This is a genomic window from Kribbella sp. HUAS MG21, assembly GCF_040254265.1.
Taxonomy (GTDB): domain Bacteria; phylum Actinomycetota; class Actinomycetes; order Propionibacteriales; family Kribbellaceae; genus Kribbella.
The window spans coordinates 1,357,539-1,378,901 of sequence record NZ_CP158165.1 but is presented as its reverse complement, the minus strand read 5'-3'; the positions used below and the strand labels follow the sequence as shown (position 1 = coordinate 1,378,901).

General features: G+C 69.2%; 21 protein-coding genes. 12 read left to right on the top strand and 9 right to left on the bottom strand.

Annotated features, from left to right (window positions below; genetic code table 11):
* The first annotated feature begins 11 nt into the window (after positions 1 to 11).
* Positions 12 to 1,697 (top strand): DUF2207 domain-containing protein, encoded by a 1,686-nt coding sequence (locus ABN611_RS06665; RefSeq protein ID WP_350278903.1) that lies wholly within the window; start codon positions 12 to 14, stop codon positions 1,695 to 1,697.
* Between the two features lie 55 nt (positions 1,698 to 1,752).
* Here ABN611_RS06665 and ABN611_RS06660 read toward each other — a convergent pair whose 3' ends face one another.
* From ABN611_RS06660 to ABN611_RS06650, 3 genes are all read right to left on the bottom strand, one after another.
* Positions 1,753 to 3,045, bottom strand: coding sequence for a peptidase C39 family protein (locus ABN611_RS06660; RefSeq protein WP_350278902.1), 1,293 nt, complete (start codon positions 3,043 to 3,045; stop codon positions 1,753 to 1,755).
* A gap of 74 nt (positions 3,046 to 3,119) precedes the next feature.
* Complete coding sequence (locus ABN611_RS06655; protein ID WP_350278901.1) at positions 3,120 to 3,680, bottom strand: GNAT family N-acetyltransferase; 561 nt, start codon at positions 3,678 to 3,680, stop codon at positions 3,120 to 3,122.
* Positions 3,681 to 3,711: 31 nt separating this feature from the next.
* Positions 3,712 to 4,542, bottom strand: a complete 831-nt coding sequence (locus tag ABN611_RS06650; protein ID WP_350278900.1) for a lysozyme — start codon at positions 4,540 to 4,542, stop codon at positions 3,712 to 3,714.
* 134 nt (positions 4,543 to 4,676) lie between these two features.
* Here ABN611_RS06650 and cysS point away from each other — a divergent pair, with 134 nt between their 5' ends.
* Together cysS and rlmB are read left to right on the top strand one after the other, a co-directional pair.
* The gene (gene cysS, locus ABN611_RS06645) at positions 4,677 to 6,101 is read left to right on the top strand and encodes a cysteine--tRNA ligase (RefSeq protein ID WP_350278899.1); all 1,425 of its coding nucleotides are present in this window, start codon (positions 4,677 to 4,679) and stop codon (positions 6,099 to 6,101) included.
* Between the two features lies 1 nt (position 6,102).
* On the top strand, positions 6,103 to 7,062 hold the full coding sequence (gene rlmB / locus ABN611_RS06640) for a 23S rRNA (guanosine(2251)-2'-O)-methyltransferase RlmB (RefSeq protein WP_350278898.1): 960 nt from the start codon (positions 6,103 to 6,105) through the stop codon (positions 7,060 to 7,062).
* Positions 7,063 to 7,115: 53 nt separating this feature from the next.
* On the opposite strand, the gene ABN611_RS06635 is transcribed toward rlmB, so the two are convergent.
* The 3 genes from ABN611_RS06635 to ABN611_RS06625 all read right to left on the bottom strand — a co-directional run bounded on the left by ABN611_RS06635 (position 7,116) and on the right by ABN611_RS06625 (position 9,670).
* Positions 7,116 to 8,000 carry a S1 family peptidase gene (locus tag ABN611_RS06635; RefSeq protein ID WP_350278897.1) on the bottom strand — a complete coding sequence of 295 codons (885 nt, stop codon included), beginning with the start codon at positions 7,998 to 8,000 and terminating at the stop codon, positions 7,116 to 7,118.
* Positions 8,001 to 8,125: 125 nt separating this feature from the next.
* Positions 8,126 to 9,004, bottom strand: a complete 879-nt coding sequence (locus ABN611_RS06630; protein WP_350278896.1) for a S1 family peptidase — start codon at positions 9,002 to 9,004, stop codon at positions 8,126 to 8,128.
* Positions 9,005 to 9,085: 81 nt separating this feature from the next.
* Positions 9,086 to 9,670 carry a TetR/AcrR family transcriptional regulator gene (locus tag ABN611_RS06625; protein WP_350278895.1) on the bottom strand — a complete coding sequence of 195 codons (585 nt, stop codon included), beginning with the start codon at positions 9,668 to 9,670 and terminating at the stop codon, positions 9,086 to 9,088.
* 85 nt (positions 9,671 to 9,755) lie between these two features.
* Here ABN611_RS06625 and ABN611_RS06620 point away from each other — a divergent pair, with 85 nt between their 5' ends.
* From ABN611_RS06620 to ABN611_RS06610, 3 genes are all read left to right on the top strand, one after another.
* Complete coding sequence (locus tag ABN611_RS06620; protein ID WP_350278894.1) at positions 9,756 to 10,904, top strand: acyl-CoA dehydrogenase family protein; 1,149 nt, start codon at positions 9,756 to 9,758, stop codon at positions 10,902 to 10,904.
* Complete coding sequence (locus ABN611_RS06615; protein WP_350278893.1) at positions 10,904 to 11,671, top strand: SDR family NAD(P)-dependent oxidoreductase; 768 nt, start codon at positions 10,904 to 10,906, stop codon at positions 11,669 to 11,671. Before ABN611_RS06620 ends, ABN611_RS06615 begins: the two co-directional genes overlap by 1 nt.
* Positions 11,672 to 11,764: 93 nt before the next feature.
* Entirely contained in the window at positions 11,765 to 12,124 is a 360-nt protein-coding gene (locus tag ABN611_RS06610) for an NUDIX hydrolase (RefSeq protein WP_350278892.1), read from the top strand.
* 16 nt (positions 12,125 to 12,140) lie between these two features.
* Here ABN611_RS06610 and dgoD read toward each other — a convergent pair whose 3' ends face one another.
* Positions 12,141 to 13,286, bottom strand: coding sequence for a galactonate dehydratase (gene dgoD, locus ABN611_RS06605; protein ID WP_350278891.1), 1,146 nt, complete (start codon positions 13,284 to 13,286; stop codon positions 12,141 to 12,143).
* 104 nt (positions 13,287 to 13,390) lie between these two features.
* Here dgoD and ABN611_RS06600 point away from each other — a divergent pair, with 104 nt between their 5' ends.
* Complete coding sequence (locus ABN611_RS06600) at positions 13,391 to 14,587, top strand: transposase (protein WP_350278890.1); 1,197 nt, start codon at positions 13,391 to 13,393, stop codon at positions 14,585 to 14,587.
* Positions 14,588 to 14,623: 36 nt separating this feature from the next.
* Here ABN611_RS06600 and ABN611_RS06595 read toward each other — a convergent pair whose 3' ends face one another.
* A complete protein-coding gene (locus ABN611_RS06595) occupies positions 14,624 to 15,871 on the bottom strand; it encodes an ROK family transcriptional regulator (RefSeq protein WP_350278889.1) in 1,248 nt (415 codons plus the stop codon).
* Between the two features lie 52 nt (positions 15,872 to 15,923).
* Here ABN611_RS06595 and ABN611_RS06590 point away from each other — a divergent pair, with 52 nt between their 5' ends.
* Genes ABN611_RS06590 through ABN611_RS06570 form a run of 5 tightly spaced genes read left to right on the top strand, consistent with a single transcriptional unit; the run spans position 15,924 to position 20,125 of the window.
* Complete coding sequence (locus ABN611_RS06590; protein WP_350278888.1) at positions 15,924 to 16,796, top strand: NAD(P)-dependent oxidoreductase; 873 nt, start codon at positions 15,924 to 15,926, stop codon at positions 16,794 to 16,796.
* 10 nt (positions 16,797 to 16,806) lie between these two features.
* Positions 16,807 to 18,168: an extracellular solute-binding protein gene (locus ABN611_RS06585; protein ID WP_350278887.1), complete on the top strand. Its 1,362-nt coding sequence runs from the start codon at positions 16,807 to 16,809 to the stop codon at positions 18,166 to 18,168.
* The gene (locus ABN611_RS06580; RefSeq protein WP_350278886.1) at positions 18,165 to 19,145 is read left to right on the top strand and encodes a sugar ABC transporter permease; all 981 of its coding nucleotides are present in this window, start codon (positions 18,165 to 18,167) and stop codon (positions 19,143 to 19,145) included. The genes ABN611_RS06585 and ABN611_RS06580 overlap by 4 nt, the downstream gene beginning before the upstream one ends.
* A complete protein-coding gene (locus ABN611_RS06575) occupies positions 19,142 to 19,963 on the top strand; it encodes a carbohydrate ABC transporter permease (RefSeq protein WP_350278885.1) in 822 nt (273 codons plus the stop codon). Before ABN611_RS06580 ends, ABN611_RS06575 begins: the two co-directional genes overlap by 4 nt.
* A gap of 12 nt (positions 19,964 to 19,975) precedes the next feature.
* Entirely contained in the window at positions 19,976 to 20,125 is a 150-nt protein-coding gene (locus ABN611_RS06570) for a hypothetical protein (protein ID WP_350278884.1), read from the top strand.
* Here ABN611_RS06570 and ABN611_RS06565 read toward each other — a convergent pair.
* The gene (locus ABN611_RS06565; RefSeq protein WP_350278883.1) at positions 20,122 to 21,348 is read right to left on the bottom strand and encodes a DUF4032 domain-containing protein; all 1,227 of its coding nucleotides are present in this window, start codon (positions 21,346 to 21,348) and stop codon (positions 20,122 to 20,124) included. The two genes, ABN611_RS06570 and ABN611_RS06565, sit on opposite strands and share 4 nt — an antisense overlap.
* Positions 21,349 to 21,363: the final 15 nt, after the last annotated feature.

Here is a 21,363-nt window from a genome sequence, read left to right as displayed (position 1 = left end):
GTGATTGGGCGATGCGTCTACGTCTCCTCGGGCTCTCCCTGTGTGCCCTCGGCCTGCTCGGCCTGTCCGTTGTCCCGGCCGCCGCGGCCGACAGCAGCGCGACCGCCGACCCGGTGGTCACCAACTACGACAGTCAGGTCCGGGTCGAACGTGACGGCCTGCTCCGGGTCGCCGAGACCTGGAAGCTCAGCAACGTCAACGGGACCTTCACGCGGTTCATCGTCACGCGGGACCACCTGCCCGACGACGTCGACCACGTGCAGCAGATCGGCGACCTGCAGGTCAAGGCCGGCGGCCAGGACAAGAAGGCCGAGCTGAAGACCGAGGGCGACGTCACGTCGATCGCGATCCCGGACGTCACCAGCAGTACTACGGAGCTCCAGGTCACGTACACCGTGAAGGGCGCGGTGGCGGAGACCCTGGACGGCACCGAGGTGCGGTTCGCGCCGCTGACCGGGATCAACCTCCCGATCCAGAACGCGAACGTGGTCTTCAGCGTGCCCGAGGTGACGCACGTCGCCTGCTTCGCCGGCCCGGTCGACAGCAACATCCCGTGCACGCTGGCGCAGATCGGCGAGACTTCCGGCCCGACGTTCCAGCAGGCGGACCTGCCGCCGGGGAACACGGTGCTGATGGCCGTCGGGTTCCCGAAGGGCCAGATCGCGGCGAACTCGATCGTCGAGTACCGGCACACCTTCAAGCGCGCGTTCTCGACCGACGCGGCCCAGCTGATCACCGCGCTCGTGGTGCTGCTGCTCGGTGCGGCGGCGCTGTTCGCGTTGTACCGGCTGCGCGGCCGGGACCAGGTCGACCCGCGGCGCGTCGTACCGGCGTCGCTGTTCAGCCTGGGCACCGACGCGCGGATCGACTTCACGCCGCCGTCCGACCTGCGCCCTGGCGAGGTCGGCACGCTGATCGACGAGCGGATCGACCCGGTCGACGTGACCGCGACGATCATCGACCTGGCCGTCCGCGGTCACATCTCGATCGTCGAGCTGGAGCACAGCACCGAGTTCGCGCGGCCGGACTGGGAGCTGCGCCGGGTCGCGAACGCGCCGTCGGAGGAACTGCAGCGGTACGAGAACGTGCTGATCCGCGCGATCTTCGGCGACGCCGACTCGGTGCTGGTCTCGGAGCTCGGCAAGCAGGTCCGGGCGAACCTCGGCGAGGTCCAGGACGCGTTGTACGACGGTGTGGTCAAGCGCGGCTGGTTCACCGAGCGCCCGGACCGGACCCGCTCGCTGTGGGCGACGATCGGGATCGCGGTCACCGTCGTCGGTGTCGTCGCGACCGTGCTGCTCGCGCTGCTGTCGACCTGGGGCCTGCTCGGGATCGCGATCACGCTGGTCGGTGTCGGCCTGCTCGTGGTCGGCCGCTACATGCCGGCCAAGGCGTCGGCCGCCGGCCGCGTCCTCGGTCAGGTCGCCGCGATCCGCGGTGAGCTGCTGGAGATGGACGTCAGCGAGCTGCCGACCGACCAGCACGCCGAGCTCTGCTCGCGCGCGCTGCCGTACGCCGTCGTCCTCGGCGGCTCGGAGCGCTGGATCGACGCACTGGTCGCGACCGACGCCACGCCGGACGAGGAGGACTCGGGCTTCGCCTGGTACCACGGCCCGCGCGGCTGGCACCTGCAGTACCTGCCCGACTCGCTCCGCAACCTCACCACGAACCTCACCGGCGCACTCTTCGCCCGCTGAGCTCCGACAGAACAGTGCCCGCCACGCCGCCCCGGCGTGGCGGGCACTGTAGTCTCTACCAGTTGTGCTGCGGACCCGACGGCGTCGGGAGCGGCACGCCCTCGGGGTGGATCACGTAGACCAGACCGCCCGAGTGCGGGACCCATGCGTTCTCGAAGGCTTCCCGGTCGTACGTCGTGCGCACCTGGTCGTTGCTCGGGATCAGGTGTGACGCCGGGTCGTTGACGACGACGTCGCCGTTCTGGTCGAAGCCGACGATCACCATCAGGTGCCCGTTCGTGCCGTAACCCGCGCCGGGCAGGTCGCCCTTCTTGAACGACAGCGACGCGATCAGCGGGATCCCGGCCTTGATGAACTGCTCCGCCTCGGTCAGCGACCGCAGCCGCGTCACGAAACCGTCCACGCCGCGCGTTCCGGCGTACGCCGTGTTGAACGGCCAGTTGCCCGCGCCGTCGTACGCGTAGTCGAACACCGAGCGGGCCGCGTGGTCCACCTGGGGATCCGCGTCGGAGGGGTCGACCCAGGCGGTCTCCGCCGCGGTCGGGCCGGCGCCGTAGTAGTCGAGCACCATCGCGGTCGAGGTCGCCGAGCACCAGGCCTCGCCGCCGCCGTCCCACTGCGGGTAGTGGCCGATGTGCGTCTCCTGGGAGTACGTCGGTACGTCGAGGACGATGCCCTGCGCGCCGCCGAGGGGGCTGACGGCAACCTTCTTCTCGGCCGGCAGCTGGGACGCCATCGCGCCGACCGAGCGGACGGTCGGCGACTGCGTGGTGCCGCTCAGCCGGTACAGGGTCACCTTGAGCTGCCAGCGGTCGAGCCACTGGCCGGACGCGGACTGGAAGGTGTCGACGGCAACGGACCCGTTGGCGTCGCCCTGGCTGGGCACCGAGGTCCGGTGGATGTCGCCGGCCGCGGTGTCGTCGCCGGACGACCAGCGGCCGAGCACGTACCACTTGGTGGTGGTGCCGAGGTTCGTGGTCCCGGCCATCGACACCTCGACCCACGTTCCCGGCGGGGTCGTGGCGTTCCAGGACGCGATCAGCTCGGTGAGACCGAAGCCGGTGCTGACCTGCGGCGAGACCCAGCTGGTCTGGTCGTACGTCTTCGCGGTGCCGTCGCCGAACGGGTCGACGTACGACCTGGTGCCGGTCGAGGTGCCGAACGTGAGGGCGCCGTCGGTGACGGTGGTGCCGAACCGCTGACCGGCCAGGAAGTCGTCGGTCGACGTCCAGGTCTGGTAGGCGATCTGCCGTGGCGGTGCGACCTTCACGGCTTCGCTCGGCAGGGTGCCGGCGCTGAGCACGACCGCACCTAGGACGAGTGCGGTGACGGAACGGGCGGAGGTCATAACTCAGACGTTAGACCCGACGGCATTCGCTGTCACGAGGACGGCGTGGCGTGGGAGAAATTTACGAACCCAACTTACGGATTGTGGAGCTCCCATTCCTCGAAGAGCATCGCGAACACGAGTTCGTCGGTCCACTCGCCCTTCAGGTACTCGTTCTTCACGAAGTGCGCCTCCTGGCGCAGGCCGAGGCGCTGCAGCAGTTTCACCGAGCCCTCGTTGCGGGCGTCCAGGCGCGCGATGATCCGGTGCATGCCGAGCTCCTCGAACCCGAGCCGGAGCAGCTCGACCGACGCCTCGGCGGCGTACCCGTGGCCATGCGACTCCGGGTGGAAGACGTACCCGAGCTCGCCGGTGCGCTGCTCGACGCTGTTCAGGAACAGCGTCACCTCGCCCAGGTGCCGGCCGGTGTCCCGCAGGATCACGGCGACGGTGAGCGCCTGACCGTCCTTGTCCATCGGGACATCGGCCAGCCGGCCGGTGAGGGCCTCCTTGACCTGCTCGGGCGTGCGGACGTCGTACAGCAGAAAACGTGTGACGTCAGGGTTCGACTGCAGTTTCAGCAGGTCGTCGTAGTCGGTCTCGACGTAGCGGCGCAGGAGGAGACGGTCGGTCTCGATCGGCAGGCTGTAGCTCACCGATCGAGACTATGCGACCGCCGCAACGGAATTAACCGTTGGCCAGCGCCTGCAGCCTGCTGTAGTCACCGTTGAAGCGGTTCTGGTCGATGGGGCTCGAGGTCCACTGCCAGAACGTGTAGAACGGCCAGCCGCCCGGCAGTGTGCCGACCGTGGAGGAGTACCGCGCGACCCAGAGCGGGTTGGTCGCGTTGAACGCGGTGGTGTTCCCCGTGCAGCGGGTCCACCAGTCGAGGTTCGTGTAGATCACCGCGTCGCGTCCGGTCCGGGACTTGTAGGTGGTCAGGAAATCCCGGATCCAGCTGACCATTCCGGCCTGGGTCTTTCCGTAGCAGGTCGCGCCGTACGGGTTGTACTCGATGTCCAGCGCGCCCGGCAGCGTTTTCCCGTCCCGCGACCAGCCGCCGCCGTTGGTGGCGAAGTAGTTCGCCTGCGTCGCGCCGCTGGAGCTGTTCGGCAGCGCGAAGTGGTAGGCGCCGCGGATCATGCCGACGTTGTAGGAGCCGTTGTACTGCTGGGCGAAGTACGGATTCTTGTACGACGTTCCTTCAGTTGCCTTGACGTAGGCGAAACGTTTTCCTTGGCCCCACCAGTACGTCCAGTTGACGTTCCCCTGGTGGCTGGAGACGTCGATGCCGTCGACGACCGCGGCGGTGCCCATGTCGGTCGGAGCGGCCGCGGTGGTGGTGGTGGTGGTCTTGTTCTGCAGCCAGCCCATGTACGCCTCGCCGGCCTTGGTGATGCCGTGCTGGCGGGCGGTGGGGGTGGGCTGCTCGGTGCTGCTGCTTGCCTGGGCGGAGCCGATCGAGGCCAGCAAGAGGCCAAGAGTGACGGCGGCACCCGTGAAAAGGGCGGACTTCACGGTTTCCTCCAGAGAGCGATGAGGGGCGGACAGAGCGCTCGGCCTGGGTCTTACCCGGATTCGCCAAGATCCAACCCTGCATCACTTCTGTTCGGAGATTATTTACCGGCGTCACCTCCCGTTACCCTTGAGCGGTGACTCTTCGCTTGTACGACACCGCGACAGCAGCAGTGAGGGATTTCCAGCCGGTCCATCCGGGCAAGGTCGGGATCTACCACTGTGGGCTGACGGTGCAGGGTGCCCCGCATGTCGGGCACATCTACAAGGAAGTGGTCTTCGACGTCCTGCGCCGCTGGCTGGAGCGTTCCGGCTACGAGGTCACGGTGATCGCGAACGTCACCGACATCGAGGACAAGATCCTGGCCAAGTCCGCCGAGCGCGGCGTCCCGTGGTGGGCGCACGCCTACGAGTTCGAGCGCGAACTGCACTGGGCGTACGACGTCCTCGGCTGCCGCCCGCCGACGTACGAGCCGCGCGCCACCGGGCACATCCCGGAGATGCTCGAGATGATCGAGCAGCTGATCGAGCGCGGGCACGCGTACGTCGCCCCGGACGGCTCCGGCGACGTGTACTTCGACGTCCGCTCGTGGCCGGAGTACGGCGCCCTCTCGCACCAGCGGATCGACGACATGGAGGCCGCCGAGGACGCGGACCCGCGCGGCAAGCGCGACCCGCGGGACTTCGCGCTCTGGAAGGGGTACGTCGAGGGCACGCCGCGGACCGCCTCCTGGCCGACGCCGTGGGGCCGCGGCCGCCCGGGCTGGCACCTGGAGTGCTCCGCGATGGCCGGCAAGTACCTCGGCGACGAGTTCGACATCCACGGCGGCGGGCTGGACCTGCGGTTCCCGCACCACGAGAACGAGCTGGCGCAGTCGACCGCGGTCGGGCACACGTTCGCCCGGTTCTGGATGCACAACGCGCTGGTCACCACGGCCGGCGAGAAGATGTCGAAGTCGATGGGCAACAGCGCCGTCGTCCGGAACGTGGTCGAGCGGGTGCGCCCGATCGAGCTGCGCTACTACCTGGTGCAGTCGCACTACCGGTCGGTGGTGGAGTTCTCGTTCGAGGCGCTCGACGAGGCCGCGAAGAGCTTCCAGCGGATCGAGGGCTTCGTGACCCGGGCCGTCGAGGTGACCGGCGGGGCCGAGCCGGCCGCCGAGCTGCCCGGTGACTTCGTGGCCGCGATGGACGACGACCTCGGAACGCCGGCCGCGATCGCCGTGCTGCACAACACCGTGCGGGACGGGAACAAGCTGGTCGCGGACGGAGACTCGCCGGCGTTGCGCGAGGCGCTGGCGTCGGTGCGCGGGATGCTCGCGGTGCTCGGGCTCGACCCGCTGGCCGAGCCGTGGGTGTCGCGGACCGGCGGCAGCGACGAGCTGACCGAGGTCGTCGACGGCCTGGTGAAGGCCCTGCTGGAGCAGCGCCAGGCCGCCCGCGAGCGCAAGGACTACGCCGCCGCCGACGCGGTCCGCGACCGGCTCAAGGCACTCGGCGTCGTCGTCGAGGACACCCCCCAGGGACCACGCTGGTCCCTCGCGACTACCGAAGGAAACTGACGTGCCAGGCAGCAGCCAGCGCAAGGGAGCCGTCCGGAAGAAGCCGCGGGGCAACCCGACGGCCGGTTCCGGCGGCCGGGTCCGCCGCGGTCTCGAGGGCAAGGGCCCGACGCCGAAGGCGGTCGACCGGGTCAAGCACCCGGCGCACAAGCGGGCGAAGGCGGCCGAGCGCGCCAAGGAACGCGAGCGGAGCCGCCGTCCGCAGCGCAAGGACGGCGACTCGTCGGTCGAGTGGGTCTACGGACGGAACCCGGTGGTCGAGGCGCTGCGGGCCGGCGTCCCGGCCGCGGCGCTGCACGTTGCCGAGGGCACCGAACGGGACGCCCGGCTGCGCGAGGCGCTGCTGCTCGCGGTCGAGACCGGCGTCTCGGTGCTCGAGGTGCCGCGCCCGGAGCTCGACCGGGTGACCGCGGGCGGAGCCCACCAGGGCGTCGCGCTGCAGATCCCGCCGTACGAGTATGCGCACCCCGACGACCTGCTGGACCGGGCGTACGAGGCGCACGAGGTGCCGCTGATCGTCGCGCTCGACGGTGTCACCGACCCGCGCAACCTGGGCGCGATCACGCGCTCGGCCGCCGCCTTCGGCGCGCACGGTGTCGTCGTACCGGAGCGTCGTACGGCGTCGATGTCGGCGTCGGCGTGGAAGACGTCGGCCGGCGCCGCGGCCCGGATCCCGGTCGCGCGCGCGGGCAACCTGAACCGTGCCCTGAAGTCCTACAAGGAGGCCGGCCTCCTGGTCATCGGCCTCGACATGGACGGCGCCGTCGACCTCCCGTCCTTCGAGGCCGCCACCGAGCCCCTGGTCCTGGTCGTCGGCTCCGAGGGCAAGGGCCTGGCCCGCCTGGTCCGCGAGAACTGCGACCTGATCGTCTCGATCCCGATGACCAGCGCCACCGAATCCCTCAACGCCGGCATCGCCGCCGGCGTAACCCTCTACGAAATCTCCCGCCGCCGCGGCTAGGACGCAACTGTGGGGCCGGGTGGAGTTCGCCCGGCCCCACAGTCATGGCTGGATCAGTAGACGCTCACGCCGTAGCGGGAGAGGACTTCGGTGACGGGCTGGAAGTAGGTGGTGCCGCCGGTGGTGCAGTTGCCGGAGCCGCCGGAGGTGAGGCCGAGGGCCACGCTGCCGGCGAACAGGGCGCCGCCGGAGTCGCCGCCTTCGGCGCAGACGTTGGTGCGGATCAGGCCGGTGACGGTGCCCTCGGCGTAGTTCACCGTGGCGTTCAGGCCGGTGACCGAACCGCTGCGCAGACCGGTGGTGCTACCACTGCGCCGGACCGCCTGGCCGACGTACGCGTTGCCGGCGGACGTGATGTCCTGCGTGGAGCCGTTGTAGAGGTTCACCGAACCCGGGTGGTTCGTGTACGACGACGCGTACCGGACGATGCCGTAGTCGTTGCCGGGGAAGCTCGACCCGTACCGGGTGCCGAGCAGCGTGGTCCGGGCCGAGTTGGCGTACCAGCTCGAGCCGATGTTGGTGCAGTGGCCCGCGGTCAGGAAGTAGTACGTGCTGCCGCTGCGGACGTTGAAGCCCAGCGAGCAGCGGTACTGCCCGCTGTAGATCGCGTCGCCGCCGCGGATGAACTTCGACAGCGTGCCGGACATCTTCTCGAGCTTGATCCGGTCGCCGAACTGCTTCGTGACACCGGTCAGTTTCGCCAGCTTCGCGCCGGTGACGGTGTCGTCGTACGACACGATGATCCGGCCGTCGGGCTCGGTCTGCCACGCCGTACCCGGGATGGTCGCGTCCTCACTCAGCGTGGACGTGATCGCGGCGGCGGACAGCGTGGCCGGGTCGACCGGGGCGGCCGAGGCCTGCGTCGCCAGCAGTCCGGTGGCGGCAAGCCCGGCCGCGGCCAGGAGTGCGGTGGTACGGCGGAATGGGGACAGTTTCATGGTTGATGCCTCCTCACGATGAGGACGCCTTCGGGGCGGGGCGTCCTTGACTCAACCGTGACGAGTCCTACCCACTATCTCCCTGAGTATTCAGCCGATCTCTGAGCGTAGGGGAAACCTGCGGCTCAGTAGATGTAGACGCCGTACGCGTTGAGCGCCTCGACGACCGGCTGGAAGTAGGTCACCCCGCCCGACCTGCAGTCACCGGAACCACCGCTCGTCAGCCCGAACGCCCACTGCCGGTAGAACAGCGGCCCGCCGGAGTCACCCGGCTCGGCGCACACGCTGGTCCGGATCAGACCGGCCACCCGCCCGTCGCCGTAGTTCACGACCGCGTTCAGCCCGGTCACCCGGCCGCTCTTCAGGCCCGTGGTGGCGCCGGAGCGGTAGACGAGCTGGTTCAGGCCCGGCGTCATCGCCCGGGTGATGTCCTGCGAGCGGCCGTTGTACAGGTACACGCTGCCGCCCGGCGTCCGCATCTTGATGTCGGTGCGGTAGACGACCAGCGCGTAGTCGTTCCACGGGTAGCTGGCGTGGTGCACGGCGCCGGTGAAGACCTTGTGCCCCGGGTCCTGGTACCAGCGGGCCGCGTCGACACCGCAGTGACCGGCGGTCAGGAAGTAGTACTTGCCGCGGCGCTGGACGTTGAAGCCGACGGTGCACTTGTAGTCGCCGCCGTACGTCGCCATCCCGCCGCTGATGTACTTCTGCAGCTTGCCGGGCAGCTTCTCGAGCTTCACGTTCGGCCCGAGCTGCTTGGTCAGGCCGGTCAGCTTGGTCAGCTTGGTGCCGGTGACCGTCGGGTCGTACGACACGAGCACGGTGCCGTCCGGCTGCGTCTGCCACGCCGTACCCGGGGTGTGCACCTGGTCGTTCAGCGTCGCGGTGATCGCCCGGGCGGACAGTCGCGGCGGCTTCACCGGATCCGCGCCGGCGGGGACCGCGGCGGTCAGAGCGATAGCGGCGGCCGCCACCACGGCCGCTGTTCGTCGGAGAGATTTCATGAATACAGCCTTCCGGGGCGTACGGCGCTGAGGCGGGGTGTGGCAGCAAGAGGACGGCCCAACCCTAAGGGGAGCGCCGGTTTAGTCCAGCCGCAGGGAGTGCAGGACGAACGACGCCAGCTCGCGGTACGCCTCCGCGTCGTTCAGGCCGGTACGGCGGGCGATGTCGCCGCGCTGGATGGCCTGCATGGTGTGCGCGATCATCTCGGCCGCGAACGCGATGTCGACCTCGCGGAAGGTCTTGTGGTTGATCCCGTCCTCGATCAGCTGCCGAACCCGTTCGGCGGCGATCCGGGTGTTCCGCTCGTACACCGAGCGGGCCGGGGCGAACGTCGCCACGTCGTCGAGGAACGTCCGGCTGGCCGGCCGCAGGGCGTCGGCGACCGCGTTCAGGTACGCCGCGATCCGCCGGTCGTGCCGGGTCTGCCGCGCGACCGCCGACTCCACCTGCGCGGTGGCGTTCTTGAAGTAGTGCTTGACCACCTCGACGGCGAGCTGTTCCTTGCTCGGCGCGAGCGCGTACAGGGTCGTCTTGCTGCAGCGCAGCTCGGCGGCGAGGTCATCCAGGGTGAACCGGCTGAATCCCTGCTCGAGGAACAGAGTGAGCAGCCGGTCGAGCAGCTCGGACTGCCGGCGGGTACGTCGCCCCGGAACGACTGTTGTCATATCGAGACAGCATAGAACGATACGGAACTATGTTCGCCAGTATCGTTCCGAGTATCATTCGGGGGAGTTGTGAAAGGGGGGCCCGATGGCTGTCGACCGACTCCTGCCCACTGACGAATCCGTTGACCTGCTCGCCCTGGTCCGCGACCTGTGCGCGCACGAGCTCGCGCCGTACGCCGCTCACGCGGAGGAGAGCGAGACCTTCCCGCGCGCCGCATTCCGGACGCTCGGCAAGGCCGGCCTGCTCGGTCTGCCCTATCCGGAGCAGTACGGCGGCGCGGAGCAGCCGTACGAGGTGTACCTGCAGATGCTCGAGGAGGTCGCCGCCGCCTGGATGTCGGTCGGCGTCGGCGTCTCGGTGCACACGATGACCAGCTACGCGCTGGCGACGTTCGGGACCGACGAGCAGAAGGACCGGCTGCTGCCGGACGTGGTCGGCGGCGAACTGCTCGGGGCGTACGCGCTCTCCGAGCCGCAGGCCGGCTCCGACATCAGCTCGATGACCACGCGGGCGGTCCGGGACGGCGACGAGTACGTCCTGACCGGGACGAAGGCGTGGATCAGCCACGGCTCGCACGCCGACTTCTACACGACGTTCGCGCGGACGTCGGACGACCCGAAGCGCGGGATCTCGGCGTTCCACGTGCCCGCGTCGGCCGCCGGGCTGAGCTTCGGCGCTCCGGAGCGGAAGATGGGGATGACCGGGTCGACCACGACGCTGGTCAACTACGACGGCGTCCGGATCCCGGCCGCGAACCTAATCGGGTCCGAGGGTGAGGGCATGCGGATCGCGTTGTCCGCGCTGGACTCCGGCCGGCTCGGGATCGCCGCGTGCGCGATCGGCCTGGCGCAGGCCGCGCTCGACGCCGCGGCGGCGTACGCGAAGGAACGGCAGCAGTTCGGGCAGGCGATCGCGGACTTCCAGGGCGTGCAGTTCCTGCTCGCCGACATGGCGGCGGCGGTCGAGTCCGGGCGGGCGACGTACCTGCAGGCCGCGCGCCGGCGCGATCTCAGCCGGCCGTTCACGCAGCAGGCCGCGATCGCGAAGCTGGTCTGCACGGACGCCGCGATGAAGGTGACCACGGACGCGGTGCAGGTGCTCGGTGGGTACGGTTACACCCGCGAGTTCCCGGTCGAGCGCTACATGCGCGAGGCCAAGGTGACGCAGATCTTCGAAGGCACGAACCAGATCCAGCGGCTCGTGATCAGCCGTGATCTCTTGAGGAGCGTTTGATGAAGTTCAGCCCGTCCGACGTCGCGCTGGTCACCGGTGGTGGTTCGGGGCTCGGTGAGGCGACCGTACGGCGGTTGGCGGCGGACGGGCTCGGCGTGGTGATCGTCGACCTGCCGTCGTCCGCGGGCAAGGCGATCGCGGACGAGCTGGGCGACCGGGTGGTGTTCGCGCCGACGGACGTGACCGACGAGGCGGCCGTCACCGCTGCTCTCGACGCCGCCGATGCGCTGGGCACGCTGCGGGTGGCGGTGAACTGTGCCGGTGTGGCGACGCCCGGCCGGGTCGTCGGCCGCAAGGGGCCGTTGCCGCTGGCAATCTTCCGGCAGGTGATCGAGATCAACCTGATCGGCACCTTCAACGTACTGCGGCTGGCCGCCGAGCGGATGATCGCCGCCGAGCCGTCGGAGGACGGGGACCGCGGCGTCGTGGTGATGACCGCGTCGATCGCGGCGTACGACGGCCAGGTCGGCCAGGCGGCGTACGCGTCGAGCAAGGGCGGCATCGTCGCGCTGACCCTGACAGCCGCGCGCGACCTGGCGGACAAGGGCATCCGGGTCGTCACGATCGCCCCCGGCACCATGGAAACCCCCATGCTCGCCGGCCTCCCCGAGGAAACCCGCACCGCCCTCGAACAGCAGGTCCCGCACCCGTCCCGCCTCGGCAAGCCCTCCGAGTACGCCGCCCTCGTCCACCACATCCTCGAAAACCAACTCCTCAACGGCGAAGTAATCCGCCTGGACGGCGCCCTCCGCATGCCACCCCGCTGATGCGCTTCCGCGCGGTCCTGCTGCGCGCGGGCTCGCCGTTCGGCGCAGCTCTGGTTCAGAGTCCGCAAGCCGACCACGTACGGCGTCAAGGCGTTGCTCCGACAAGCCGACGGTCGCTTCCTGGTCGTTCGCCACTCGTACGCCGACACCCGCCGCTGGGCCCTCCCCGGCGGCGGCTACAACCCAACGCGCGAAACCCCAGCCCAAGCAGTCGCCCGCGAGATCCAGGAAGAACTAGGCCTCGCCATTCCCGCGGACGCCTTCACTGTCGTCACCACCACCCTCACCACCCTCGAAGGCAAACACGACACCCTCACGATCCTCACCGCGTACACCGACGGCGATGAGTTGAAATTCTCGGCGGAGATCGCCGAGGCGCGCTGGGTGAGAAGCCTTCAGGAACTGGGTGATGCGCCGCTGTCCAAGTGGTTGCTCTTGGCACTCGCCGAGTAGCTGCGGTGCGCTCGGATTACCACTCGGCGAAGGAACCGTCGTCGTGGCGGAGGAGGGGGGAGCGCCAGCGGTGGGGGGTGGCGGCTGCGGCGCGGACGGCTTCCTCGTTGACCTCGATGCCCAGGCCTGGGGCGGTGGGGCGTTGGACGTGGCCGTCGGTGAAGGCGAAGACGCGCGGGTCCACCAGGTAGTCGAGCAGCGCGTTGCCGCCGCCGTACTCGATGCCGAGGCTCTGCTCCTGGATCAGGAAGTTCGGTACGGCGAAGTCCAGCTGCAGGCTGGCGGCCAGCGTGATCGGTCCGAGCGGGCAGTGCGGGGCGACGCTGACGTCGTACGCCTCCGCCATCGCGGCGATCCGGCGTACTTCGGAGATGCCGCCGGCGTGCGAGATGTCCGGCTGGGCCACGGCGATCCCGGTCGGCAGCACGTCCCGGAAGTCCCAGCGGGAGAACAGCCGCTCGCCGGTCGCGATCGGGATGCTGGTCGACTCGGTCACCCGCCGCAGATCGCGCGCGAACTCGGGCAGCACCGGCTCCTCGACGAACATCGGCAGCAACGGCTCGAGCAACGGCAGGATCTGCCGCGTGGCCGCCGTACTGAACCGCCCATGGAAATCGAGCGCGATGTCCACACCGTCCCCGAGCGCCGAGCGCAACGCCTCCACCCGGCTCACCGCCGCCCGCAGCTGGGCCGGCGACGGAATCGGCGGCAGCGCCTCCGACAAGTTGAGCTTCACGGCCGTGAACCCCTTGGCCACCTTGGCCTGCGCCTCGTCGACGAGCTGCGCGTTGTCCCGCCCGTGAACCCACGTGTAGACCCGCGCCCGCTCGCGAACCGGCCCACCCAGCAACTCGTGCACCGGCACCTCATGGAAGCGCCCCTTGATGTCCCACAAGGCCTGGTCGATCCCCGCCAGCGCGCTCGACAGCACCGGCCCGCCGCGGTAGAACCCGCCCTTGGCCATCACCTGCCAGTGCTCCTCGATCCGCAGCGGATCCGCACCGTCGAGGTACTCCATCAACGCCGCGACCGCGCCCTGCACCGCCTCGGCGCGCCCCTCGACGATCGGCTCACCCCACCCGCTGATCCCCTCGTCGGTGTCGATCCGCAGGAACTGCCACCGCGGCGCCACCAGGAACGTTTCGTATCCGACGATCTTCACATGAGTCGTCGCGGGGTCGCCCAGAGGTTCTGGGCGGGCAGGAACCGCGACTCCCTCCCTTCGCGAACTGGGGACTGTCGGTCCCTGCTGATTGGCTGTACGGCATGTCGCGCTTCAGGATCTATCCGACACCCAAGCAGGAGGCTGCACTCCTGCAGCACTGTGCGCATGCTCGGTATGTCTGGAATTTGGCGCTCGAACAGTGGTCGATGTGGGCTCCCCACCGTGGCCCAGCGCCGAGATTTGTGAAGCAGTGCAGGCAGTTGACCGAGGCGCGAGCCGAGTTCGGCTGGTTGCGAGCGGGATCGCAGACTGTGCAGCAGCAGGCACTGCGGGACTTCGACCAAGCACTGAAGGGCTTCTACAGCGGTACCCACAGGCGGCCGAGATGGCGCAAGGCGGGGCTGCACGAGGGTTTCCGCATCGTCGGGTCCCAAGCCTCGCGGATCGTCAAGCTGAACCGGAGATGGGCCAAGGTCAACATACCGAAGGTCGGCTGGGTTCGCCTGCGGATGTCCCGCAAGATTCCCGACGCGAAGTCGTACCGCATTTCCCGGGACCGCATGGACCGCTGGCATATCGCTTTCGCTGTAGTACCAGAGCCGGTCCCGGGCCCGGGCACGGGAGCAGTTGTCGGAGTGGATCGCGGTGTCACGCTCTCGGCAGTGTTGAGTACCGGCGAACTCCTCGAGTGTCCAGGGTGGTCGAAGCATGAGCAAGAACGGTTGAAGCATCTGCAGCGCCGTTTGGCCCGTGGCCGGAGAGGCTCGAATCGTCGTCGGCGCCTCAGGCTCGCGATCGCCAAGCTGCACAGACGAGCGGCCAACCGCCGCAAAGACTGGGTGGAGAGGATCAGTACTGATCTTGCCCGTCGCTTCGATGTCATTCGTGTCGAGGATCTGCGAATCGTCTCGATGACCAAGCGACCCAAGCCCAGACCTGATCCTCGACGACCGGGCGTCTATCTGCCGAACCAGCGCCGCGCCAAGGCAGGACTCAATCGTGGAATTCTGATGAACGGCTGGGGCGACCTTGCTCGCCGACTGGAGGAGAAAGCGCCCGGTCGCGTCGAGAGGGTCAACCCCGCAAACACCTCGCTGACCTGCAGCGTCTGCGGGCATTGCACGTCGAAGAACCGTGAGAACCAAGCGGTGTTTCGGTGTGTGGCCTGTGGACATCGGGCGAACGCGGACGTGAACGCGGCAATCAACATCGCGGCCGGACGGGCCGTCAGCGCGCGCCGAGAGACGCCCGTCAGGGTCTCGCAGAAGCGTGAACCTCAACCCACTACCTCCGCGTAGAAAGTTGGAATCTCCGTCGCGCTGACGGAGAGGACGTCAAACTGCCTCATCTGGTTGGTTGTCGGGTGCGGCGAGCAGGGCGGTGACCAGTTGGTCGGTCTGGCGGAGGACCAGGGCCGCGGCGCCGGACGCGCCGGCGCGGGCGCCGAGGTCGAGCTCGGCGGCGACCACGTCGGCGTCGCGGGTCAGCGGCATCGCCGTACGGCGTAACGTCGCGCGGATCGGCTCCAGGACCAGGTCGCCGGCGCGGGCGAGCTCGCCGCCGACGATGATCCGCTCCGGGTTCAGCAGGTTGCAGATGTTCGCGAGCACGCGCCCGGTCAGCTCTCCGGCTTCACGAAGCACTCGTAAGGTTTCTGCCTGACCGTTGTCCGCGGCCACGAGTAGTTCGTCGAGCCCGGCGTCCTCGCCGAGCACCGGCGCGAGGGCCGTGAGGACGGCGGGCAGTGACGCGTACTGCACCAGGCAGCCGCGGTTGCCGCAGGGGCACGGTGCGCCGGACGAGTCCGCGGACAGGTGGCCGATCTCGCCGCCACCGCCGCGCGCGCCGCCGTGGTGCAGGTTGCCGTCGACAAGCAACCCGGACCCGATCCCGGTCGACAACCCGAGGTACAGCACATCGCGCACGTCCCGCCCCGCACCCCAGGTGAACTCGGCGACCGCCTCGAGCCGCGTGTTGTTCTCAACCAGCACCGGTACGGCGAGATGCCGGCCGAACTCCGCCGCGACGTTCACGCCGGCCCAGGCCTGCCCAGGTAGCGACGGACCCACCACGCCGGTCTGCAGATCGAGCGGCCCGGGAACGCCGATCGCGACGCCGACCAGGCTGTCGCGATCGAGACCCGCGGCGGCCAGCAACTCGTCGAGCAGCCCGAGACCGGCCGTCAGCCGCTCCTGCCACGGGGTGTCCCCAGCAACGCGCACGCCGTCGCTGGCCAGCGTCGTACCCGACAAGTCCGTCAGGTGACACCAGACCCGCTCGAGCGTGAAGTCGAGCCCCGCGGCCGCACCCGCGGCCGGATTGGCCCGCAGGAAGCCCCGGGCGCGGCCGTCCACTTCCGAGGCGTCGATGCCGGCCCGGGCGACCTGGTCGCCGACCACCTCGATCACCACGCCGCCGGTGATCAGGTCGGCCGCGATCGTCGACACCGTCGTCCGGGAGACGCCGCAGATCCGCGCCAGCTCGGCGCGGTGCAGCGCGCCGTGCTCCATCAGCGCGGACAGCATCCGCTCGGAATTGGTGCGCCGCAGCGCTCGCAGGGATCCGGTGTCCTTCGCAGCCACGACGTCGAGTATCGGCGGAACCGGTTCACGCCGTCAACAAAACGGACAGTCTGTGTTCGAAGTCTTGACACAAAAGCCGAAGTGCTCGAACAATTTCGGCCACAGCTCCCGGGACGGCCCGGGGCCCGGCGACCTGGACGACGACATGGACGGTGGGCAGGACAGCGCGCCACTGGTGGTGGTCACCGGCGGCCTGGGCCGCGTCGCCACGGTGGTCATGCCGTGGCTGCGCAAGCAGTACCGCGTCCGCCTGGTCGACCGGGCCGCGACGGCGACGCGCTCCGGCGAGCTGGTCCAGGCCGACATCGGCGATCCCGAGGCGGCCCGGGCCGCACTGGCCGGCGCCGACGCCGTCCTGCACCTGGCGGGGAACAGCAGCCCCTGGCAAACCTGGGACAGCGTGTACGCCGCCAACGTGTGGACGACGCAGGTAGTACTCGAGGCCGCAGCAGCAATCGCCGTACCGAAGCTCGTGCTGGCCAGCTCGCTGCACGCGGCCGGCGAGTACAACCGGCCGCAGTACTGGCCGGTCGACCCACGCCTCGATCCACGCCCGTGCTGTCCGTACGGCCTGGGCAAGGTCGTGCTGGAGGCGCTGGGGCGGACACACGCGGACCGCACCGGTGCATCGGTCACTTGCCTGCGGCTAGGCCTCACCGGCTGGCCGCCGAGCGAACGCCGGTACCTCGGCCAGTGGCTGTCCGACGACGACGCCGGCCGGCTGATGCTCGCCGCCCTCACCTCGACCGAGCGGTACGGCGTGCACTTCGGCGTCTCCGCCAACACCCGCAACCACTGGGACACCACCTCCGCCCGGCACGAGCTGGGCTACCGACCCGAAGACGACAGCGAGGCGCTCGCGGACCGGGCCGGGCCCTCCTCCGGCCCGGTCTGCCGGCTCTTCGATCCCGAAACATCCGATTGAGAGGTTGCCCATGACCACAACGAACCCCGGGTTGTCCCGCCGCCGGTTCCTGGCACTCGGCGGCGCCGCCGCCGGCGGAGCGCTGGCGGTGGGCTGCTCGCCCGCGTCCTCCACGAACACCCCGGTCGCGACCGGTACCGGCTCGGCCGCCAAGGGCGTCGTGACCGTGATGTCGCAGTCCGGCGAGTTCGGCCCGAAGGAAGCCAAGGCCGCGTCGCAGGCGCTCGGCCTGACCGTGAAGACGGTCGAGTACGACCTGACCAAGCTCACCGCGATGCTTGCCAGCGGCAACCCGCCGGACGTGGTCCGGGGCATGGGCGCGACCGAGACGCCGTACCTGGTGGCCCGGCAGGTCGCGGAGAACCTCGACCCGTACTTCGAGAAGAGCGAGCTGATCAAGGCCGACGACATCGACCCGGTCAACGACGTCTGGCGGTACGACGGCCAGAAGCAGGGCAGCGGCCCGCGGTACGGGTTCGCGAAGGACTACTCGCAGGACTGCACGATCTGGTACAACGGCGCGCTGTTCGACGCGGCGAAGGTGACGCGGCCGAGCGCGACGACGCCGCTGCTGCTCGACGAGCTGCTCGACGAGGGCAAGCGCCTGGTGAAGCGGCAGGGCGCGAAGGTCAGCGTCTACGGCCTGAACCCGAACGGCCTCGGCCTGTTCGGCCAGCTGACCTGGATGACCGACCTGGCCGGCGGCAAGCTGACGTCCGACGATCTCGCGTCGGTCGACTTCAGCAGCCCGGAGGCGCAGCGCGCGCTGACCTGGTACCTCGAGTACGCGAAGGCCGGGATCGGCCCGACCGTGCTGAACCCGGACCCGAACGGCTGGGACGGCCCGACGTTCCAGGCCGGCCGGATGGCGGCGACGCTCAGCGGCTACTGGCTCGGCGGGCTGTTCTCCGGCGACGCGAAGTCCGCGAAGGTGGCCGGGTTCGCGCCGGCTCCGCAGTTCGACACCGGACGCCGGGTCAGCCCGTGCTTCGGCGCGACCGGGCTGTGGATGCCCAAGGCCGGCAAGAACAAGGACGCCGCCTGGAAGGTCATGGAGTGGTACCTGGCCGGTGAGCCAGCGAAGGCCCGCGCGGCCGGCGGCTGGGGGATCCCGCCGCTGAAGTCGCTGCAGAAGCTGATGCCGCAGAAGCTGCCGTACCAGAAGCAGGCGTACGACGTGCAGATGGCCGAGAAGGAGCACTTCTCCGTCACGTCGTACACGCCGTACGTCCGGCAGGACGCGATCAACGCGGTCATCACCCGCGAGTTGCCGAAGGCAATCAAGGGCAGCGTCTCGGCCGGACAGTTCGCCGACACGCTGAACGACCAGATCAACGCGCAGCTGGCGGACGGAAAGAAGCGGTTGCGGTGAGCTCCGCGCTGACGGAGGTACGGCGTACCACGACGGCGGCCGCCGCGCCGCCCGCGGATCGGAGGAAGAAGCCGCCGGGCTTGAAGCGCGCGCGGACGTTCTACCTGTTCGTCGCGCCGTGGATCATCGGTTTCGTCGCACTGACCGTGTTCCCGCTCGGGTACGCCTTCTGGCTCAGCCTGACCGACTCCGACGGGCTCTCGCCGCGGACCCATTTCGTCGGCTTCGACAACTACGTGGAGATCTTCCAGGATCCGCTGACGCTGAGCTCGCTGGGCAAGACCGGGCTGTTCGCGCTGGTGACGGTGCCGCTGTCGATCCTCGCCGGGTTGCTGCTGGCGGTGATGCTGAACCAGCCGATCAAGGGACGCGGACTGCTGCGCGGCCTGATCTACCTGCCGGCGGTGGTGCCTCCGGTGGGCGCGGCGCTGACGTTCCGGTTGATCTTCGACCGGGACGCGGGTGCGGCCAACGGTGTCCTCAGCGGGCTCGGCGCGGACCCGATCACCTGGCTGGTCGATCCGAACGTGCGGTACGTGCTGTACGCGCTGGTGTTGTGGGGCTGCGGCGGGTCGATGATCATCTCGCTGGCCGGGCTGCAGGACATCCCGCGCGAGCTGCTCGAGGCGGCGCAGGTCGACGGGGCGTCGTACTGGCAGTCGTTCACGCGGATCACGGTGCCGTTGCTGTCGCCGGTGATCCTGTTCCAGGTGATCACCGGGGTGATCGGGTCGCTGCAGTCGTTCGCGCCGTTGCTGTTGTCGTCGGGGTCGCTGAGCGGCGCGGGGACCGTGCCGCAGGGCAACTACCTCTACATGATCCACGTGTTCGCGCAGTACTTCAGCGCCTCGCGGTTCGGGTACGCGTCGGCGATGTTGTGGCTGCTGTTCGCGGTGATCCTGCTGGTGACGCTGGTGATCATCAAGGTCAGCGCCCGCACCGTGTTCTACACCGTCGAGCCGGAGGGCAAGAAATGACCCGGACCTATCGGTGGGCGCTGTGGCTGGTGCTGCTGGCCGTCGTCGTGGCGATGCTCAGCCCGATCGCGTGGCTGGTGCTGACCTCGCTGAAGTCGCCGGCCGAGATGGCGTCGTTCCCGCCGACCTGGTGGCCGCAGGAGCCGCGGCCGGCGAACTACACCGACGCGATCAGCAAGGTGAACTTCCTCGGCGCGACGCAGAACTCGCTGACGATCGCGTTCATCACCACGACGCTGACCACGCTGAGCTCGGCGTGGGTCGGGTTCGGGTTCGCGCGGTTGTCGGCGCCGGGGAAGAAGCAGCTGTTCGTCGTCCTGCTGGCCACGATGATGCTGCCCGGGATCGTGACGTTGGTGCCGACGTACCTGATCTTCGCGAAGCTGCACATGGTGAACACGTACTGGCCGTGGGTCGCGTGGGGGCTCGGCGGCAGCGCCTTTCTGATCTTCCTGTTCCGGCAGTTCTTCGCCGGGATCCCGCGAGAGATGGAGGAGGCCGCGATCATCGACGGCTGCGGGTACGTCGGGATCTTCTGGCGGATCTTCCTGCCGCAGTCGTGGCCGGTGATCGCGGCCAGCGTGATCCTGTCCTTCACCGGCGCGTGGGGCGACTTCGTGGGGCCGGCGATGTTCCTCAGCCAGGACAGTACGACGCTCGCGGTCGCGATGGCCTCCGGCTACGTGAACGACAAGGGCCTGCCCCTCAACAACCTGGTCGCCGCCGGAGCCGTGATGTACGTGCTCCCGGTCCTGGTCCTGTTCCTCTTCATGCAACCTCGCTTCGTCAGCGGCTTCTCCACATCCGGAATCAAGTGACGGAGGTACGAGATGACGGTACGACGACGCGCGGCGGCGCTGGCCGCCGCCGGACTGGTCGACCGGGCTCGCGCCGACCACCGGCTTTGGCCGCCGGACGCGACCACCCCGTTCCCGAACTCGTTCGACGTCGACTACATCCGCGTCTACACGGCGCGCTAGTCCGGCTCGGGAAGCGTCGGCGTCGGCAGCGCCAGCTTCTCGTCCGGCTTCGCGGCGAGGACGTCGTTCACGTACGAGCGGGCCGCCTCCATGGTGTCCACCTCATGGCCTGCCTGCTCGGAAAGGAACCAGCGGTGCTCGAGCACCTCGTGGAAGACCTCGGCGGGCTCGAGCTTGCGCCGCAGGTTGCGCGGCACCGACCGGACGACCGGCTCGAACACCTCGGTCAGCCACTGGTGGGCGACGATCTCCTCGTCCTCGTTCTGTTGGTCGGTCGCGGCCGCGAACGAGTCCAGGTCGTTGAGCAGCCGGCGCGCCTGGTTCTCCTCGACGTCCAGGCCGGTGAGCCGGAGCAGCCGCCGCGAGTGGTGCCCGGCGTCGACGACCTTCGGCTGGATGCGGACCTGGCTGCCGTCCCAGTCGGTGATGATGTCGATCTCGGCGACGTCGAAGCCGAGCTCGTTCAGCCGCCGGATCCGGGAATCCAGCCGGTGCATCTCGTCGGTCGCGAACTCCTCCGGCGCGGTCAGCTCGGCCCAGAGCGCCTCGTACCGCTTCTGGATCGACTCGACGGTCTCCTGTGGGTCGATGTCCTCGTCGAGCAGCCCGCCCTCCTGCAGGTCGAGCAGCTCGCCGAACAGGTTGATCTCGGCGGTATAGAGGTCGTGCGCCCGCTGGCCGTCGGAGATGTCCTGGTGCAGCTCGCCGGTCTCGGCGTCCACGAGGTACGCCGCGAACGCACCGGCGTCGCGGCGGAACAAGGTGTTGGACAGCGAGCAGTCGCCCCAGAAGAAGCCGTTCAGGTGCAGCCGGACGATCAGCGCGACCAGCGCGTCGATCAGCCGGTTGACGGTGTCCGGGCGCAGCGTGCTGGAGAACAGCGCGCGGTACGGCAGCGAGAACTGCAGGTGCCGGGTGATCAGGATCGAGTCGATCGGCTCGCCGTTGCGGTCCACCCGGTCGGTGATCACGCCGACCGGTTCGACCGACGGCGCCTCCAGCCGTTCGAGGTCGCGGAGCAGGCGGTACTCGTGCATCGCCAGGTGCTCGAGGACCTCCTTGATCGCGTACACGCTGCCGTTGACCCGGACGAACCGGACCACGTGCCGGGAGATACCGCGGGGCAGCGCGACGAGCTGGTCCTCCGGCCAGTCCTCCAGCGGGACGTCCCAGGGGAGCGACAGCAGACCGGTGTCCGGGCGGGTGGCGACGAATCGGGGCACGGAGACCAGTCTGTC